The organism is Streptomyces sp. CB00455 (genome assembly GCF_001905445.1).
In the GTDB taxonomy this organism is placed as follows: Bacteria; Actinomycetota; Actinomycetes; order Streptomycetales; family Streptomycetaceae; genus Streptomyces.
The window spans coordinates 566,061-581,957 of the sequence record NZ_LIVQ01000005.1 but is presented as its reverse complement, the minus strand read 5'-3'; the positions used below and the strand labels follow the sequence as shown (position 1 = coordinate 581,957).

At 72.4% G+C, this 15,897-nt stretch carries 15 protein-coding genes; 9 read left to right on the top strand and 6 right to left on the bottom strand.

The window, feature by feature from the left end:
- Nucleotides 1-30: 30 nt before the first annotated feature.
- Both AMK16_RS22870 and AMK16_RS22865 read right to left on the bottom strand, forming a co-directional pair.
- Nucleotides 31-642, bottom strand: coding sequence for a hypothetical protein (locus tag AMK16_RS22870; RefSeq protein WP_242438848.1), 612 nt, complete (start codon nucleotides 640-642; stop codon nucleotides 31-33).
- Nucleotides 639-1,181 carry a hypothetical protein gene (locus tag AMK16_RS22865; protein WP_073918566.1) on the bottom strand — a complete coding sequence of 181 codons (543 nt, stop codon included), beginning with the start codon at nucleotides 1,179-1,181 and terminating at the stop codon, nucleotides 639-641. Before AMK16_RS22865 ends, AMK16_RS22870 begins: the two co-directional genes overlap by 4 nt.
- Nucleotides 1,182-1,365: 184 nt before the next feature.
- Here AMK16_RS22865 and AMK16_RS22860 point away from each other — a divergent pair, with 184 nt between their 5' ends.
- A complete protein-coding gene (locus tag AMK16_RS22860; RefSeq protein WP_073918565.1) occupies nucleotides 1,366-1,572 on the top strand; it encodes a DUF6479 family protein in 207 nt (68 codons plus the stop codon).
- 301 nt (nucleotides 1,573-1,873) lie between these two features.
- Here AMK16_RS22860 and AMK16_RS22850 read toward each other — a convergent pair whose 3' ends face one another.
- The gene (locus AMK16_RS22850; protein WP_242438847.1) at nucleotides 1,874-3,238 is read right to left on the bottom strand and encodes a PP2C family protein-serine/threonine phosphatase; all 1,365 of its coding nucleotides are present in this window, start codon (nucleotides 3,236-3,238) and stop codon (nucleotides 1,874-1,876) included.
- 323 nt (nucleotides 3,239-3,561) lie between these two features.
- On the opposite strand from AMK16_RS22850, the gene AMK16_RS22845 reads away from it, so the two are divergent.
- Nucleotides 3,562-4,839 carry a glycoside hydrolase family 16 protein gene (locus AMK16_RS22845; RefSeq protein WP_073918560.1) on the top strand — a complete coding sequence of 426 codons (1,278 nt, stop codon included), beginning with the start codon at nucleotides 3,562-3,564 and terminating at the stop codon, nucleotides 4,837-4,839.
- 79 nt (nucleotides 4,840-4,918) lie between these two features.
- On the opposite strand, the gene AMK16_RS22840 is transcribed toward AMK16_RS22845, so the two are convergent.
- Together AMK16_RS22840 and AMK16_RS22835 are read right to left on the bottom strand one after the other, a co-directional pair.
- Complete coding sequence (locus AMK16_RS22840; protein WP_073918558.1) at nucleotides 4,919-5,242, bottom strand: DUF427 domain-containing protein; 324 nt, start codon at nucleotides 5,240-5,242, stop codon at nucleotides 4,919-4,921.
- Between the two features lie 41 nt (nucleotides 5,243-5,283).
- Entirely contained in the window at nucleotides 5,284-5,760 is a 477-nt protein-coding gene (locus tag AMK16_RS22835; protein ID WP_073918925.1) for a DoxX family membrane protein, read from the bottom strand.
- A gap of 168 nt (nucleotides 5,761-5,928) precedes the next feature.
- On the opposite strand from AMK16_RS22835, the gene AMK16_RS22830 reads away from it, so the two are divergent.
- The 4 genes from AMK16_RS22830 (at nucleotide 5,929) to AMK16_RS22815 (ending at nucleotide 10,397) form a co-directional block, all read left to right on the top strand.
- On the top strand, nucleotides 5,929-7,233 hold the full coding sequence (locus AMK16_RS22830) for a pyroglutamyl peptidase (RefSeq protein WP_242438846.1): 1,305 nt from the start codon (nucleotides 5,929-5,931) through the stop codon (nucleotides 7,231-7,233).
- Nucleotides 7,234-7,364: 131 nt separating this feature from the next.
- Nucleotides 7,365-8,150 carry a methyltransferase domain-containing protein gene (locus AMK16_RS22825; RefSeq protein WP_073918556.1) on the top strand — a complete coding sequence of 262 codons (786 nt, stop codon included), beginning with the start codon at nucleotides 7,365-7,367 and terminating at the stop codon, nucleotides 8,148-8,150.
- A gap of 102 nt (nucleotides 8,151-8,252) precedes the next feature.
- Entirely contained in the window at nucleotides 8,253-9,707 is a 1,455-nt protein-coding gene (locus tag AMK16_RS22820; RefSeq protein ID WP_073918555.1) for a glyceraldehyde-3-phosphate dehydrogenase, read from the top strand.
- 177 nt (nucleotides 9,708-9,884) lie between these two features.
- Nucleotides 9,885-10,397 carry an SRPBCC family protein gene (locus tag AMK16_RS22815; protein ID WP_073918553.1) on the top strand — a complete coding sequence of 171 codons (513 nt, stop codon included), beginning with the start codon at nucleotides 9,885-9,887 and terminating at the stop codon, nucleotides 10,395-10,397.
- 118 nt (nucleotides 10,398-10,515) lie between these two features.
- On the opposite strand, the gene katG is transcribed toward AMK16_RS22815, so the two are convergent.
- Nucleotides 10,516-12,747, bottom strand: coding sequence for a catalase/peroxidase HPI (katG, locus tag AMK16_RS22810; protein WP_073918551.1), 2,232 nt, complete (start codon nucleotides 12,745-12,747; stop codon nucleotides 10,516-10,518).
- Between the two features lie 214 nt (nucleotides 12,748-12,961).
- On the opposite strand from katG, the gene AMK16_RS22805 reads away from it, so the two are divergent.
- The 3 genes from AMK16_RS22805 to AMK16_RS37395 all read left to right on the top strand — a co-directional run.
- Nucleotides 12,962-13,372, top strand: coding sequence for a Fur family transcriptional regulator (locus AMK16_RS22805; RefSeq protein WP_073918550.1), 411 nt, complete (start codon nucleotides 12,962-12,964; stop codon nucleotides 13,370-13,372).
- Between the two features lie 182 nt (nucleotides 13,373-13,554).
- Entirely contained in the window at nucleotides 13,555-15,378 is a 1,824-nt protein-coding gene (locus AMK16_RS22800; RefSeq protein ID WP_073918548.1) for an ABC transporter ATP-binding protein, read from the top strand.
- Nucleotides 15,379-15,466: 88 nt separating this feature from the next.
- Nucleotides 15,467-15,897, top strand: a 431-nt coding sequence (locus AMK16_RS37395) for a DEAD/DEAH box helicase (protein ID WP_242438845.1), incomplete at its 3' end; no start/stop codon positions are given.

Sequence of the window (15,897 nt, the reverse complement as noted above, 5' to 3'; positions counted from 1 at the left end):
GACCGCCCGGTGTACGGTGCGCGCCGTCGCTCAGGTGTTGAGCAGCCGGTTGAAGAACGACCGGTAGTGCTGTAGCGCGAGCCGCAGGTCTTCGGTGGCCACCTGCTCACCGCGGTCCCACTGGCCTTCGAGTCCCTGCTTGTGCGAGGAGAACGTGGCGGCGAGGGTCTGCATGACCTCCGCCACCAGGGAGTCCGCCGACCTGACCGCATCCTGCGGGTCGTCGACGAACCGTCCCTGGATCTCACTCCACTTCGTGCGCAGGTCCTCCGTCTCCCCGCTGCCGAGGAGCGGCTCGTCGGCGTCGTGCCCCGCCCCGCCCCGTCCGGCCGCGGTGTCGTTGCCCTGGACGGCGCCGTTCCCGCCGGCCAGGTCGTGCCGCCCGGCACCAGCATCGCCCTTGACCACGTCCTCACCGGCCGGGAACCCCTCGCCGTAGGCATCCCGGGTGTCGGCGCGGTCCGCGTCGTCCCGGGCGCCCGCGCGGTCCGCGTCGTCGGTGGCGGTCGCCTCCCCCGGGAAGACCGCCGCGCCGCGCTCACCGGCCGCGCCCGCGCCCGCGCCGGGGTGGGCTATGTCCTGCGTGGTCAGGCCCGGCTCACGGTCCGGGTCCGGCCTGTCGTCGCGGCTGTGCATGGTCATCGGCTCCTCTGATCGGTGAGCAGCTCCTCGAACAGGGCGCGGTAGTGGACCATCGCCCCGCGGAGCTCTTCTGTCGTCGCTGTTCCCTGGCCGCTGCGGTGGCGGATCTCGTGGGCGGCGCGGTAATGCTCCAGCGTCCGCCCGTGCTCGACCGAGAGGTCGCGCAGCTGTCCGTCGAAGTCGTCGGTGGGATAGCCGCGCTCCCGCATCAGGCGGGACACCAGCTGGTCGGCTTCGGCGACGGAACCCTCCGGACGGTCCACGAAGTGTTCCTGGACGCCGCTCCACTCCTCGGTGTAGTGGCGCCGGCGCTCCGGCGGCAGTTCCTTGATTTCGAGCTCGTCGTGGCGCTGCTCGCGGGCCCGCAGGTCGCGCTCGGCGGCGCGCCGCCCGCCCTGTTCGTCCACCGTACGGTCGTACTCCGGTCCGAATTGGCTCCGCAGGTGACGTCGTCGCGCCGCCATCCGCAGCGCCACGGCCAGCGCGATCAGCACGACCGCCGCGACGACGATGACGGCTATGAGGGTGCCTTTCGACATGTCCGGGCCTCCATTCCGGGCCTTGGCGTGTGTCGATGCCCGTGTGCTGACGCGGCTGCCCCCGCTGTCGCCGGGCAAACACGGGCCGCCGCAGGGCCGCCGGGTGCATGGCCGAGGTGATCCCCGGGCACTCGGACCGCATGGCTCCCCAGGCCCGGCAGAGCGGGCAGGAAGGTGGACCGCGATGGTGCACGAGATGATTCCCCTGGCGGTGAACGGCCCCGCGGCCGGCGTCCTGCTGGCCGTCGGCATGGTGATCGCCGCACTGCTGACCGGGGCCGTTTGGTGGGGCATCAGGCGCCGCTCCTCCGAGCCACCGCCGCCCACGCCCGCGCGGCAGCCGCACCGCCCCGACCGGCAGACCCGCGCCGAGCAGACGGAGGCGCTGTGAGTACCACCCTGCCCGGCGCGCCCGGCACCCCTCCGAACGATCCCGTACCTCCCAGCCCCACCCCTGCGCCGGGACCCGGTCCGGGACCCGGCCCAGGCCCGTTGCCGGGTCCCGTACCCGGTCCCGGGGGTCCCGATCCCGTCCCGCCGGCGCCTCCGCAGCCGGCGCCGGACCCGCCGGCTCCGCCCGCTCCCGAGCCGGACCCGCTGCCGCCTCCGGGCCCCCTGCCCGGGCCCGGGCCGTTCCCGCAACCGGCGACCTGAGGCGAGCGGAGCCGGCGTGCCCCGGGCACCTGAGATCCTCAGGTGCCCGGGGCGCCGGCGGGTTCCGGGGCGCCCACAGCACCGAGGAGGCCGTCCGCCCCGCCGGCAGGGGCCGGTTCCCGGTGCGGGTGCCACTCGGCGAGCAGGATCGTGGCGTCGTCGCAGAGGCGGTCGTCGTGGTGGTCGAGGATGGCCCGGATCAGCCGGCGCAGGGCCTCGGGAGCCGCCTCGCCCGCCGCCGTGGCCCGTACCACCGTGTCGATCAGCCGCTCCTCGCCGAACAGCTCGCCCGTGGCCGAGCGGGCCTCGGTGACCCCGTCGGTGTGGACGAGGATCCGGTCGCCCGGCTCCAGCTGGGCGTGGTGGACCGTACTGGGCGCGGGCGGCCCGTGCCGGGGGCCGAGGCCCAGCGGCAGCTGCGGGGTGCGCGACAGCGCGCCGGGCACGACGTGGTGGCCGCGGATCAGCAGCGGCGGGGGATGGCCGCGGTTGACCCAGCTGAGCGCGCCCGTCTCCAGATCGAGGTCCGCGAAGACCGCCGTGAGCAGACGGTCCGGGATCCACCGGTTCAGCGCGTCGTCCACCGCCACGGTGATGTCGGGCAGGCCCCCGTCGGCGCGGCGCGTGGACCGGCACCCGGCCAGCGCGACGGCCGCGCACAGCCCCGAGGCGAGGTCGTGCCCCATCGCATCGACGAGCGTGACGTGCAGGGTGCGGGCGCTCAGCGTGTGGTCGAAGGCGTCGCCGCCGATCCGGTAGGCCGGTTCCAGCACCGCGCTGGAGGTGGCCCGGTGGCTGCCGATCGTCCGCGGCGGCATGAACGCCCAGGCCAGCTCCGCCTGGATGCTCATGGGGCGGGTGCGCACGGTGCGCGGGACGGTGTCGCTGAAGGCGCTCTTGGTCGCGACCAGCTCCCCGAACAGGGACGCCAGCACCTTGCACCGTTCCAGCGTCACGGCGTCCAGGGACGGCGCCGTGAAGCGCAGGACGCCGAGCCGTTCCACCCCGTCGACGAGGGGGAGCCACAGCACCAGTCCGGCGCCGGTGGACAGTTGCAGGGAGCCCGTCCGGTAGACCCAGCCGGCGAGCGTGCCGTCGACCGCCAGCCCCGTCCGCGACGCCTCCGGCGCCTCCGCCGGGCCGGCGGGATCCGGTGTCCCGCGGGGCTGCGGCCCGCTCCCCTCACCGGTCAGCGGGATCAGGCGCGTCTGCTGCACGTCCACCAGGAGGATCGCCGCGTCGTGCAGCCCCATGGCGCGGACGGCGCTCCGCAGGGCGCCGGGCAGGTCGTCCACGTCCAGCCGGTGTGACGCCTGCAGGAGCGCGCCCAGCAGACGACCGAATTCCGCGTCCTCCACGCCCGTCACGACCCTCCGCGTGCCGTGCCCGAGGGGCTCGGGCACGCCCGGCGCCTGCCCGGCCGCCCCCTGTCCATGCCTCGCGGCGCGGCGGCCGCGGGTGCGGACGCGCGACCCGGGGCCGGCGACCGCCGTGCGGGGATCCGTACCAGACCCTTGACAGGCAAATTGTTCACTTCTTAAATCACGTAGTGAACTAAGCCGCGCTGCTCCGCTTGCCTGCCCCGGCACCCGGTCGGCGCGGCGATCACATCATTCCGTATGCGCCGTTCTGTCATGTCCATGTCCATGTCCATGTCCATGTTTCCATGCTCATGTCCTGGCCGACGGCGTGCGGTCCTACCGGCACGTTCCTGGAAGGAAGTCCCATGGGTGCTCCCTGGTTACCCCGCCGCCTGCTGGTGCCCCTCCTGTCCTGCGCCGCCGTCCTCGCCTCGCTCTCCGGTGGACCGGCCCTGGGTGCCGTCGAGGCGGCCACCCCCGGACCCGCCGCCCCCGCTGCCGCGGCCGCCGCCGTCACCTTCGCGGACGAGTTCGACGGGCCCGCGGGCTCCGCCGTCAACGGCGGCAAGTGGCAGATCGAGACCGGCGACAACGTCAGCAACCACGAGCGGCAGTACTACACCGCCGGCAACGGCAACGCCGCCCTCGACGGCCAGGGCCACCTGGTCATCACCGCCCGCCGGGAGAACCCGGCCAACTACCAGTGCTGGTACGGCCGGTGCGAGTACACCTCCGCCCGGCTGAACACGGCCGGCCGGTTCACCACCACCTACGGCCGCGTCGAGGCCCGCATGAAGATCCCGCGCGGGCAGGGCATGTGGCCGGCCTTCTGGATGCTGGGCAACGACATCGGCCAGGTGGGCTGGCCGGCCTCGGGCGAGATCGACGTCATGGAGAACGTGGGCTTCGAACCCTCCACGGTCCACGGCACGCTGCACGGCCCCGGGTACTCCGGCTCCGGCGGCATCGGGGCCGGCTACACCCTGCCCGGCGGACAGGCCTTCGCCGACGCCTTCCACACCTTCGCCGTGGACTGGAGCCCCGGCGCGATCACCTGGTCCGTCGACGGCGCCGTGTACCAGCGACGGACCCCCGCCGACCTCGCAGGCCGGCAGTGGGTCTTCGACAAGCCCTTCTTCGTGATCCTCAACCTCGCCGTCGGCGGCTACTGGCCGGGTGACCCCGACGGCAGCACCGCCTTCCCCCAGCAGCTCCTCGTCGACTACGTACGGGTCAGCACCGACACGGGGGGCCAGCCTTCGGGCGGTCCCGTCACCGGCGTCGGAGGCAAGTGCGTGGACGTGGCGGGTGCGGCCACCGCCAACGGCACGGCGGTGCAGCTGTACGACTGCAACGGTACGGCGGCCCAGCGGTGGAGCGTGGGCGGCGACGGCACGATCCGGGCGCTGGGGAAGTGCCTGGACGCGGCCTCCGGCGGCACGGCGGACGGGACGCGGGTGCAGTTGTGGGACTGCAACGGTACGGCGGCCCAGCAATGGGCGGTTCCGGCGGCCAGGGACATCGTCAACCCGCAGGCGAACAAGTGCCTCGACGCGGCCGGCGGCAGCACGGCCAACGGCACCCGGCTCCAGTTGTGGACCTGCACCGGAGCCGCCAACCAGAAGTGGACGGTGACCCGATGACCATCGGGTCACCGTGCCACCCCCGACCCTGACCCGCACCCTTCGTGGCGGCGCGTCGGCGGACGGCCCGGACACGCCGTCAGACGACCTCGGTGTCGTAGAAGCAGAAGTGGTTCCTGATGACGGCGACATCGGGCCTGGGGTCCGGATAGGCCCATACGAGGTCGGCGCCGCCCGGCACGGACCAGTAGTCGGCGTCGCCCTTGAACGGGCAGTGGGTGTGCGTGCCCGAGGGCGTCAGCAGGTCGGTCCGCACGTCCTCGGGCGGCAGGTAGTAGCGCACCGGGCAGCCCGTCTCGCGCAGCACCAGCGGCCGCCGGCTGTCGGCCAGCACCTGCCCGTCCCGCACCACGCGTACGTGCCGCTCGCCCTGCTCGATGGTGATGTCGTGTCCACGTGTCATACCTCTTCGAGCAACGGCGGCCGGCCGGTTCTTCCCGCTTCTCACACCGCTGAAGCCCGGCGGCGGACGCTGCGGCCCGCGGAGGCGGCGGCGGCGCGGGAGCGGTAGGCCAGGGACGGCTTGCCGTGGGTGTCGGCCGCGGCGATGAGCAGACCCCCGAAGAGGGACAGGTTCTTCGTGAACTGCAGGCGCTGGCGGGCCCTTTCCTCCGGCTCCTCGGCGTTCCACCAGGCGTGCCCCGCGATCGTCGTGGGGACGAGCGACGCCGCCAGGGCGAGCGCCGAGATCCGGGGGAGCCTGCCGGTGGCGAGGAGGAGACCGGCCCCCAGCTGCAGGGCACCGTTGATCCGCACCAGGCGCTGCGCGTCGACCGGGAGCCCCGGCACCCGCTGCGCCAGCGGCAGGGCCACCGAGGCGGCCGCCGGCGTCAGCGGGTCCGGGTCGCGCAGGGTGCGGAGCCCGCCCGAGACGAAGACGGAGGCGAGCAAGGGACGAGCGGCTTTCCTGAGAATGGTCATGTACCGGCGTGTGCCCACGCTCCGGCGCGGCATGTGCCCCGGTCCGGCGGCTCCCGGGGGGAGGGATCGTCCCGCGCCCGGGACGGCCGCCGGGCGCGCGTTCGGGAGCGCCCGACGGAACGGACGTGGCCCTGACAGGAACTGACGCTCTGTGTAATGTCACATCGCATGATGCGCTTACCTCGCGCGGCCCTCGTCGCCGCTCTGCTCGGTGTCGCCACCCTCCTCCCCTCCGCCCCCCGCGCGGACGCCGCGCCGGCACCCGCCTGCCGCACGGACGCCGCCGCCCCCCGCACCCCCGCCGCCCCCGCGGATCCGGAGCAGAGCCGGCTCGCGGATCCGCGCACCGCCGTGTTCCCGCAACGGGCAGGGCTCGACGACTTCGTGCGGCGCTTCCCCGCGGCGCTCTGCGCCGCCCGTGACGCCGCCGAGGCCGGGCGGCTCCTCGGGACCTGGGGGGAGGCGCTGTGGCAGGCCGCGGTGAACCGGGCCCAGGGACGGCGCCCCGCCGGCGACCTGCCCACAGGGGACGACCGGCCCCTGTACTGGACCAGGCTCGCGATGACCGTGCAGCTCGACCGCTGGCAACCGGACTTCCCCGTCGACCGCCCCGCCCTGCGGAGCCGGTTCGAGGACGCGTCCCGCGGCCTCAGCGCCAACGAGTTCAGCGGGACGCCGGGAGTGCGGCGCGTCTTCGTCAGCGGCTTCGACCCCTTCGGGCTGGACGCCGAGCTGCGCCGGGCCAATCCCTCAGGCTCGGCCGCCCTCCAGCTGAGCGGCCGTCGCATCACGCTGGCCGACGGCACGCGGGCCGAGCTGCGGGCGGTGGTGCTGCCCGTGCGGTACGCCGACTTCGACGCCGGCATCGTGGAGCGCGCCTACGGCCCGCGACTGGCCGCCGGGCCGCGCGCCGCGGACATGATCACCAGCATCAGCCAGGGGTACCCCGGCCTGTTCACCCTGGAGGCATGGGCCGGCCGGGCCCGCTCGGCCGACCCGTACCCGGACAACACCCGCGCCCTCTCCGGCGGCACCTACGACCACCCCGTCACGGCGCCGGGCATGGGCCCCGGAGCGGAGTTCCTGCGGACCACCCTGCCCACCGCGGCCATGACCGCCGTACAGAATCCCTATCCGGTCCGGCTGAACACGGCCGTCACCGAGATCCCGGCCGGGGGGCAGGAGCCGGTGGACCGGGCCGACGGACCCACCCCCGGCTCGCGCGCCGTGGCGGGCGGAGGCGGCGGCTACCTCTCCAACGAGGTCGCGTACCGGTCCAACCGGCTACGCCTGGAGCTCAGCCCCGGACTGCCCGGCGGCCACCTGCACACGCCCGTCCTCGACGGCCTGCCCGCCGACCCCGCCCAGCTGACGGGGGCGGACTTCGAGCGGAACGAGAGCGCGATCACGGCGCAGGTCCTTCAGGTGCTGCGGCACTCGGCCGCTACCGCTACCGCCGGCGGTAGCGGCTGAACCGTTTTCCCGGCCCCGTGGAGGGTGCGTCCCGGGCCGGATCACCGTAAAGTATCTTGACGTCAAGATATCGAGGCCGCAGAAGCCGGAAGAACGACGAAGAACCACGAGGACGAACGAAGGGGCTCTCCATGCGCACGTCACCCGTCTGGAATCCAGAGCAGTACGGGAAGTACGCCGACGAACGGGGCCGCCCCTTCGCCGATCTCCTCGCGCGGGTACGGGCCGAGGAGCCCTCGGTCGTGGTCGATCTGGGCTGCGGCCCGGGCAACCTCACCGCCACGCTCCGGGACCGGTGGCCGACGGCCGCCGTGCACGGCGTCGACAGCTCGCCGGAGATGATCGACGCCGCCCGGCCCCTGGCCACCGACCGCCTCACCTTCGAGGTGGGCGACCTGCGCGCATGGGCGGCGCCCCCGGAGTCGGTCGACGTCATCGTCTCGAACGCCACCCTCCAGTGGGTCCCCGAGCAGCTCGACCTCCTTCCGGGCTTCGTCCGCGCGCTGCGCCCGGGCGGCTGGCTCGCCCTCCAGATCCCCGGAAACGGCGACGCACCCTCCCACGCGATCCTGCGGGAACTGGCCGGCGCCGAACCGTACGCGCCGTACGCGGGGGAGGCGGCGCCCCGGCCGGACGTCCCGGGCCCGGCGCAGTACGTCGCCGCGCTCAGCGCCGAGGGGTGCTCCCTCGACGCCTGGGAGTCCACCTACAGCCACCTCCTGCCGGGCGAGAACGCGGTCCTGGAGTGGGTCAAAGGGACCGGTGCGCGGCCCGTGCTCCAGTCGCTGCCGGACGGACTGAGGGAGCGGTTCGAGGTGGAATACGGGGCCCGGCTCGCCGTGGCCTATCCGCGGCGGAGCTTCGGCACGCTGCTGCCGTTCCGGCGGGTCTTCGCCGTCGCGCGCAAGGAGAGGTGAAGGGGCCCACGGGTCCGGCGGAGACCGCTCGGGGGGCCGTTTGAACGATCAAAGCAGGGGCGGGTTAGCATATGAGCGCCGCCTAGCTCGAAAGATAAACCTGTGACTGTCAATGACGACTCGTTCACCAATTGGAAGAACCGCGAGGAGATCGCGGAGTCGATGATCCCGATCATCGGGAAGCTGCACCGCGAGCGGGACGTCACCGTCCTGCTCCACAGCCGCTCCTTGGTGAACAAGTCGGTGGTCAGCATCCTGAAGACCCACCGGTTCGCCCGTCAGATCGCCGGCGAGGAACTGTCCGTCACCGAGACGCTGCCGTTCCTCCAGGCCCTGGCCGCCCTCGACCTCGGCCCGTCCCAGATCGACATCGGCATGCTCGCCGCGACGTACAAGAGCGACGACCGCGGGCTGTCGGTGCAGGACTTCACCGCCGAGGCCGTCGTCGGCGCCACGGGGGCCAACAAGATCGAGCGCTCCGAGTCGCGCGACGTCGTCCTCTACGGCTTCGGCCGCATCGGCCGCCTCGTCGCCCGCCTGCTCATCGAGAAGGCCGGCTCCGGCAACGGTCTGCGCCTGCGCGCCATCGTCGTCCGCGGGGGTGGCGGCCGGGCCGCCGAGGACCTCGTCAAGCGGGCCTCGCTGCTGCGCCGCGACTCCATCCACGGCCAGTTCCAGGGCACCATCACCGTCGACGAGGCGAGCAGCAAGATCATCGCCAATGGCAACGAGATCAAGGTGATCTACGCCAACGACCCGTCCGAGGTCGACTACACGGCGTACGGCATCAAGGACGCCATCCTCATCGACAACACCGGCAAGTGGCGCGACCGCGAGGGCCTGTCGAAGCACCTGCGCCCCGGTGTCGCCAAGGTCGTCCTGACCGCGCCGGGCAAGGGCGACGTCCCCAACATCGTCCACGGCGTCAACCACGACACGATCAAGCCGGACGAGCAGATCCTGTCCTGCGCCTCCTGCACCACCAACGCGATCGTCCCGCCGCTGAAGGCGATGGCGGACGAGTACGGCGTGCTGCGCGGCCACGTGGAGACCGTCCACTCGTTCACCAACGACCAGAACCTGCTGGACAACTACCACGGCTCCGACCGCCGCGGCCGTTCGGCGCCGCTCAACATGGTGCTGACCGAGACCGGCGCCGCCTCCGCCGTCGCGAAGGCGCTGCCCGACCTCAAGGCCCGCATCACCGGCAGCTCGATCCGCGTCCCGGTGCCGAACGTCTCGATCGCGATCCTCAACCTGCGGCTCGGGCGCGAGACGACCCGCGAGGAGGTCCTGGACCACCTGCGGGACGTGTCGCTGAACTCGCCGCTCAAGCGCCAGATCGACTTCATCAGCGCCCCCGACGCGGTGTCGAGCGACTTCATCGGCTCGCGCCACTCCTCGATCATCGACGCGGGCGCCACCAAGGTCGAGGGTGACGACGCCATCCTCTACCTCTGGTACGACAACGAGTTCGGCTACTCCTGCCAGGTCATCCGGGTCGTCCAGCACGTCTCCGGGGTGGAGTACCCGACCTACCCGGTTCCGGCCGTCTGACCGCCGGCGGCCCCGGCCGCCCGCGTCCGTGCACGCCGCCTGAGGCGCCTGCTGCGGGATCCCTCCCGCGGCAGGCGCCTTCGCCGTGTCCGACCGCTCCCGCGCCCGCCGAAGTTACCGGAAGGTAGCCAAGGGTGGTGGCGGGACGGTAGCGTCGGCCGCGGAGAGGGGAGAGCCATGCCTCGTACATTCACGGTGTCCGACAGCATCGTCGTCCGGGTCCGTCCCGCCGACGTCTACCAGCACGTTTCCGACCCCGCCCGGATGGGCGCCTGGAGCCCGGAGAACCTCGGCGCCACCGTCCACGGAGACGCCGGCGAGACCCGCCCCGGGATGGTCTTCGACGGGCGCAACAAGCGGGGGGCCTTCCGCTGGACCACCCGGTGCACGGTGACGGCGGCCGAGAAGGACCGGCTGTTCCGCTTCCGGGTGCACGCCATCGGCATCCGGCGCCCGCGGCTGCCCGGCCGTATCGCCACCTGGGAGTACCGGTTCGAGCCGGTCCCGGAGGGCACCCGGGTGACGGAGACGTGGACCGACGACCGCCGATCCTGGCCGGACTTCGTGGCCCACGCCTTCGACCGGCTCGCCACGCGAGGCCAGACCTTCGCCGATTTCCAGGCCCGGAACATCGCCACCACCCTGCGGAATCTCAAGAAGGTCATGGAGTCGGCGTCCGGCACGCCCTGAAACGGCAGGGCGCTGCCCGTGTCCGCCACCGGTCATGGCGGCGGACACGGGCAGCGCCCTCGTCCGTGCCCGGACGTCCGGGCACGGACGGGGGACCGTCCGTGCCCGGACGCCGGGGTCAGACGAGGTCGAACCGGTCCAGGTTCATGACCTTGTCCCACGCGGCGACGAAGTCGTTCACGAACTTGCCCCGGGCGTCGTCGCTCGCGTAGACCTCCGCCAGCGCGCGCAGCTCCGAGTTCGAGCCGAAGACCAGGTCGGCCCGGGTGCCGGTCCACTTGACCTCGCCGGTGGCGGCGTCACGGCCCTCGAAGGTGTTCTGGTCCTCGGACGTCGCCTTCCACGCCGTGCCCAGGTCCAGCAGGTTGACGAAGAAGTCGTTGGTGAGGGTCCCGGGGGCCGTGGTGAAGACGCCGTGCGGGGACTGCTGGTGGTTCGCGCCCAGGACGCGCAGGCCACCGACCAGCGCGGTCATCTCGGGGGCGCTCAGGTTCAGCAGGTTCGCCCGGTCGACCAGCAGGTACTCGGCCGGCAGCCGGTTGCCCTTGCCGAGGTAGTTGCGGAACCCGTCGGCGGCCGGCTCCAGCGCGGCGAACGACTCCACGTCGGTCTGCTCCTGCGACGCGTCCACGCGGCCCGGCGTGAAGGGGACCTCCACCTCGAAGCCGGCGTCCTTCGCGGCCTTCTCGACGGCGGCGGCGCCGGCCAGCACGATCAGGTCGGCGAGGGAGACGCGTTTGCCGCCGCCCTGGGCGGAGTTGAAGCCCTCCTGGATACCGGTCAGGGTGCGCAGCACGGTCGCCAGCTCGTCCGGGTCGTTGACCTCCCACGAGCTCTGCGGCTGGAGGCGGATGCGCGCACCGTTGGCGCCGCCGCGCTTGTCGCTGCCGCGGAAGGACGAGGCGGACGCCCACGCGACGGAGACGAGCCGGGAGACCGGCAGGCCCGATCCGAGGACCTGCTCCTTGAGGGCGGCGACGTCACCGGCGTTGACGAGCTCGTGCGTCACCGCGGGGAGCGGGTCCTGCCACAGCAGCGTCTCGGACGGGACCTCGGGGCCGAGGTAGCGCGCGACCGGCCCCATGTCGCGGTGGGTCAGCTTGAACCAGGCGCGGGCGAAGGCGTCCGCGAACGCCGCGGGGTCCTCGTGGAAGCGCCGGGAGATCTGCTCGTAGGCCGGGTCGAAGCGCAGTGAGAGGTCGGTCGTCAGCATCGTCGGGGCATGGCTCTTGGCCGGGTCGTGGGCGTCGGGCACCGTGCCCGCCCCCGCGCCGTCCTTCGGCCGCCACTGGTGGGCGCCGGCCGGGCTCTCGAACAGCTCCCACTCGTAGCCGAAGAGGATGTCGAAGAAGCTGTTGTCCCAGGTGATCGGCGTGTTCGTCCAGATGCCCTCGAGGCCGCTGGTGATCGCGTCGGCGCCCTTGCCGGTGCCGAACGAGTTCGCCCAGCCGAGGCCCTGCTGCCCGATGGAGGCGGCCTCGGGGTCGTCGCCGACGCTCTCCGCGGGGCCCGCGCCGTGCGTCTTGCCGAAGGTGTGACCGCCCGCGATCAGGGCGACCGTCTCCTCGTCGTCCATCGCCATCCGGCGGAAGGTCTCACGGATGTCGCGAGCGGCGGCTAGCGGGTCCGGATTGCCGTTGGGGCCTTCGGGGTTGACGTATATGAGGCCCATCTGCACCGCGCCGAGCGGGCTTTCGAGGTCCCGGTCGCCGGTGTAGCGCTCGTCGCCGAGCCAGGTGGTCTCGGGGCCCCAGTAGACGTCCTCGTCGGGCTCCCAGACATCGGCGCGGCCGCCGCCGAAGCCGAAGGTCTCGAAGCCCATCTGCTCCAGGGCGACATTGCCGGTGAGGATCATCAGGTCGGCCCAGGAAAGGCTCTGGCCGTACTTCTTCTTGACCGGCCACAGCAGGCGGCGGGCCTTGTCCAGGTTTGCGTTGTCCGGCCAGCTGTTGAGCGGGGCGAAGCGCTGCTGCCCGGCCCCGGCCCCGCCCCGGCCGTCGCTGATCCGGTAGGTGCCGGCGCTGTGCCAGGCCATCCGGACCATGAAGGGGCCGTAGTGGCCGAAGTCCGCGGGCCACCAGTCCTGTGAGGTCGTCAGCACCTGCGCGATGTCCTGTTTCACCGCTGCGAGATCCAGGGAGTTGAACGCCGCGGCGTAGTCGAACCCCTCGCCGAGCGGGTTGGCCACGGCCGGGTTCTTGGCCAGGATCTTCAGATTGAGCCGCTCCGGCCACCACTGGCGGTTGCCCCCACCCTGCGTCGGGTGCGGGGCGCGGCCGTGCGCCACCGGACAGCCCCCTGAGCTCTCGGACTTGGCGTCTACGACGATGGCGTCATGGTTCTCAGACATGGGAATCCTTCCGGACCAGCGGATCACGGTGCTCAGGAACTGCTCTCCCGCCGCTCCGGAGGCTTCGGCTTCCAGTCCCTTGGCTGTCGACGGAACCGATCCTACGATGGACGCATTCCAAGTCAAGAAGAAGACCAAGCCCATATCCCATCGGATTCCGGACGTTTCTCGGCAGCCTTCGGGCCGTGGGCCGGACCGGGAAAGGTGAGCCGACATGAGTGACCTGCTGGGGCGACTGCGCGGGCGCGGCTGGCGGATGACCTCCCAGCGGCGGGTCGTCGCGGAGGTCCTCGACGGCGAGCACGTGCACCTCACGGCCGACGAAGTGCACGCGCGTGCGGTGCGGTTGCTGCCGGAGATCTCCCGGGCGACCGTCTACAACGCCCTGGGCGAACTGGTGTCGCTCGGTGAGGTGGCGGAGGTCTCCACCGACGGCAGGGCCAAGCGCTACGACCCCAACGCCCGTCAGCCGCACGAACACCTGGTGTGCTCCGGCTGCGGACTCATCCGCGACGTCCACCCCACCGGCGACCCGCTGGCGGACCTCCCCCAGCAGGAGCGGTTCGGCTTCACGGTGTCCGGGGCCGAGGTCACCTACCGGGGGCTGTGCCCGGCCTGCGCGTAGCGGCGGCCGGTCCCGCGCGGCGCGTTCTCGCGCCAGCACCGGGGCGCGGGGAGAAGAGTCGGACGGTGGGGGCGGTCCGAGGCCGGGTCATGACCGTCGCCCTCGGAAAACGCTTGGACGCGGCCGGTGCCCCCGCGGGACACTGCGGTTCCCGGTCCGCCACACGACACCACAGGGGTGCCATGGGATCGTCCGCATTACGAGAGGGCCCGCCCGCCAGGGGTCCGGTCCGCCTCGCACTCCACTACTACGGACGGGAGTTGAAGCGGCTGCGGTGGCTCACGGCGCCCGGCATGCTGCTGCCCGCCCTCGGCAACATCGGCATCAACTACATCGCCCCGCTCATCGTCGCGAAGCTCGTCGGACGCATCGCGGGCGGCACCGTCCCGGCGGTCGGCGCGATGCTCCCTTACGTCCTCGCGTTCGCCGGCGTCCTGCTGTTGTCGGAGGCGCTGTGGCGCCTCGGCCTGCACTGCCTGAACCGTCTCGACGCCCTCGGCATCGAGCACCTGTACGTCGTGGGCATGGACGAACTGTTCGCGAAGGACGCCGCGTTCTTCCACGACAACTTCGCCGGCTCGCTGACCAAACGGGTCCTGAGCTTCGCCTCCCGCTTCGAGGAGCTGGTCGACACGCTGACCTTCTCGGTCGTGGGCCGTTTCCTGCCCCTGCTGTTCGGCTCCGTGGTGCTCTGGCGCTACGACCCGCTGTTCGTCGCGGCCCTGCTCGCCATGATCGTGCTGACGGCGGTGTGCGTGCTGCCCCTCATCCGACGCCGCCAGGCGCTCGTCGTCCGTCGCGAGGAGGCGATCGCCCGGGTGTCGGGACACGTCGCCGACAGCCTGATGAACATGGACACCGTCCGCGCGTTCGCCGCGGAGGAGCGCGAGGCCGCCGAGCACCGGTCCCGGGTAGCCCAGTCGCGCGGGCTCACCCTGCGGTCCTGGGACTACGGCAACCTGCGCATCGACACCGTCGTCGCGCCCATGTCCGTAACTACCAACGCGCTCGGCCTGCTCCTCGCGGTCGTGATCGCCGCGGACGGGCACGGCGTGGAGGCGGTCGTGGTCGCCTTCACCTACTACTCCAACGCCACCCGGATCATGTTCGAGTTCAACCAGATCTACCGCCGCCTGGAGAGCGCGATGACGGAAGCCGGGCAGTTCACGGAGCTGCTGCTGGACCCGCCGACCGTGCTCGACCCGCCGTCACCGGAGCCGCCGCCGACCCGGTCCGCCGACATCCGCTTCGACCGGGTGACCTTCGCCCACGCCGGCGCGGAGCCGCTCTTCCGGGGCCTGGACCTGAGCGTGCCCAGCGGTGCCAAGATCGGTTTCGTGGGACGCTCCGGCGGCGGCAAGACCACGCTCACCCGCCTGCTGCTCCGCATGACCGACATCGACGCGGGCCGCATCCTGATCGGAGGCCAGGACATCAGCCGGCTCCGCCAGAAGGACCTGCGCGCACTGATGGCCTACGTACCCCAGGACCCGGCCATGTTCCACCGCACCCTGCGCGAGAACATCGCCTTCGCCCGTCCCGGCGCCACCGAGGCCGAGATCCGCCGCGCGACCGACGCGGCGCACGTCACGGAGTTCGCGGACGCCCTGCCCCAGGGACTCGACACGATGGTCGGCGAGCGCGGCGTCAAGCTCTCCGGCGGCCAGCGCCAGCGGGTCGCCCTGGCCCGGGCGATCCTGCGCGACGCCCCCATCCTGCTGCTCGACGAGGCGACCAGCGCCCTTGACTCGGAGAGCGAGATCCTCGTCCAGGAGGCGCTGTGGCGCCTCATGCAAGGGCGGACGGCCCTCGTGGTGGCCCACCGGCTCAGCACGGTGGCCCACATGGACCGCCTCGTCGTCCTCGACCGCGGACGGATCGTGGAGCAGGGCACGCACCAGGAGCTGCTCGCTCACGACGGGGCGTACGCGAAACTCTGGCAGCACCAGTCGGGCGGCTTCCTCGACGGCAGTGCGCCCAGCCCCGTGCGCTCCGACCTGCACTGAGCGCGGGCCGGCCCGGGCCCCCAGGGAGTTGTCCACAGGCCCGGGCGGCCCGGTCCGCGGTGTCGGCGGGTGACGTTAGGCTTCTTGGATGGCCCTTCCGGACACTTCCCCCGAGATCTCCGCCCCTCTGCAGGTGCTGCACCGCGTCTTCGGCTACAGCTCTTTCCGCGGCGAACAGCAGGAGATCATCGAGCAGGTCGTGGGCGGCGGTGACGCCCTCGTGCTGATGCCGACCGGTGGCGGCAAATCGCTCTGCTACCAGATCCCGGCGCTCGTCAGGGAAGGCACGGGCGTCGTGATCTCGCCCCTCATCGCCCTGATGCAGGACCAGGTGAACGCGCTCACCGCCCTCGGGGTGCGGGCCGGGTTCCTCAATTCGACACAGGACGCCCACGAGCGGCAGGCCGTCGAGCGGGCCTTCCTCGACGGTGAGCTTGACCTGCTCTACCTGGCTCCCGAGCGGCTGCGCACCGAGAGCACGCAGCGGCTGCTGGACCGCGGCGAGGTGGCGCTCTTCGC